Annotated in this window: 1 protein-coding gene and 1 pseudogene; one reads left to right on the top strand and one right to left on the bottom strand. The window is 65.5% G+C overall.

Annotated features, from left to right (window positions below; all coding sequences use genetic code 11):
- Window positions 1-936 (top strand): annotated as a pseudogene (locus EOA27_RS34645) (glycine dehydrogenase (aminomethyl-transferring)); the annotation flags it as partial.
- Window positions 937-940: 4 nt separating this feature from the next.
- Here the strand turns inward: EOA27_RS34645 and EOA27_RS34640 are convergent.
- On the bottom strand, window positions 941-1862 hold a 922-nt coding region (locus EOA27_RS34640), incomplete at its 5' end, for a GGDEF domain-containing protein (RefSeq protein WP_145970765.1).

The raw sequence follows: 1862 nt of genomic DNA, 5'->3' as shown, positions 1-1862 counted from the left end.
CTGATGTTCACCTACCCCTCGACGCACGGCGTCTACGAGGAAGGCGCACGCGACCTCTGCGCCATCGTCCATGAGCATGGCGGCCAGGTCTATTTCGACGGCGCCAACCTCAACGCGCTGGTCGGTCTCGCCCGTCCAGGCGATATCGGCGCCGACGTCTGCCACATGAACCTGCACAAGACCTTCTGCATCCCGCATGGCGGCGGTGGGCCGGGTGTCGGTCCGATCGGTGTCAAGGCCCATCTGAAGCACTACCTGCCCGGCCACGTGACGGAAGGCACGACCCATGCCGTGGCGGCGGCGCCGTTCGGCAGCGCCTCCATCCTGCCGATCACCTGGATGTACATCCGCATGATGGGCGCTTCAGGACTGAAGCAGGCGACGGAAACGGCGATCGTTTCCGCCAACTACATCGCGACCCGGCTCGCGCCGCACTTCCCGCTTCTCTACAAGGGCAGGCACGATCGCATCGCCCACGAGTGCATCCTCGACACTCGCGTGCTCAAGGAGAGCGCCGGCATCAGCGTCGACGATATCGCCAAGCGCCTGATCGACTATGGCTTCCACGCGCCGACCATGTCGTTCCCGGTCGCCGGCACGCTGATGGTCGAGCCGACCGAGTCCGAGCCCAAGCGCGAGCTCGACCGCTTCTGCGAGGCGATGGTAGCCATCGCCGGCGAGGCGGCGAAAGTGGCGAAGGGCGAGTGGCCGTCCAACGACAACCCACTGGTCAACGCCCCGCACACCGCGGCGGAAGCGCTTGCCGCTGAGTGGAAGCATCCCTACTCGCGGCTCGAAGCGGCCCACCCTGCGGGCGACGCCGACCTGGCGACGAAATACTGGCCCCCGGTGTCGCGCATCGACAATGTGGCCGGCGACCGCAACCTGGTCTGCTCGTGCCCGCCGCTGTCGGAATATCTCGGCGCCGCGGAGTAGTCGTTCAGGCGGTTTTCTGGGCCGGCCCGCTATCGGGCTGGCCCTGTTCTCGTTGGGCGATAACGCGGTTCCGCCCGGCGCGCTTGGCGGCATAGAGCGCGGCGTCCGCTTCGGCCAGCACCTCGTCCAGGGTCCGGCCACTAGCTGCGCCAAATCCCATGCCGCCGCTGACGCTGCTGCGCAGCGGACCGCGATGCGTCGCGACGATCTCGGTGCCGAAGGCGACGCCGATGCGGCTTGCCATGTCATGCGCCTTTTCAGGCGTGATCCGCGACATGACGATCGCGAACTCCTCGCCGCCGAGCCGGAAGGCGTCGACCCCTGTCCTGCCATATTTCTTGATCACCGCCGCGAAGCGGCAAAGGACCTTGTCGCCGACGGGATGGCCGAAGACATCGTTGGTCGTCTTGAAATGGTCAAGATCGAACATCGCGATCGCCATGAACGGACCAAAGCTGCGATCGCCGTAGAGTTCGTTGAGCGCCCTGCGGTTCATCAGGCCGGTCAACGGATCGGTCATGGTCTCGGCCTTGAGCTCGATCTGCGCTTGCAGATGATGCAGCGAAAGCGTCAGCGCCCCGAGGCCGGTCATGCAGGCAACCGCGACGACGGTGTTCAACCGCTCCGCCCAGTTGTCGGGCGCAGCACCGAGAACCCATTGCCCTTGCACCAGCAACACCAGGCCGCACAGCGCGAAGGACAAGCCGCAGGCTCCGCTCAGGAACGAGACGACGAGCAGGATCCTGCGGTCGTGATCGCCCTTCATCCAGAACATCGTTCCGATCGCCGCGAGCAGCGCCGTGACGGCCGAATAGGTGATGAGGAAACCGATGCCGTCGAATCCGAGATAGGTGAAGACGGCGCCGGCGGCCATGGCTGCCAATGTCGGCAGAACAACGCTACCATGGTTGCCGACGCCCAGATAT

This window comes from Mesorhizobium sp. M2A.F.Ca.ET.037.01.1.1 (assembly GCF_003998075.1).
In the GTDB taxonomy this organism is placed as follows: Bacteria; Pseudomonadota; Alphaproteobacteria; order Rhizobiales; family Rhizobiaceae; genus Mesorhizobium.
The sequence above is the reverse complement of the archived record's forward strand: the minus strand, read 5'-3'. Positions and strand labels throughout refer to the sequence as shown.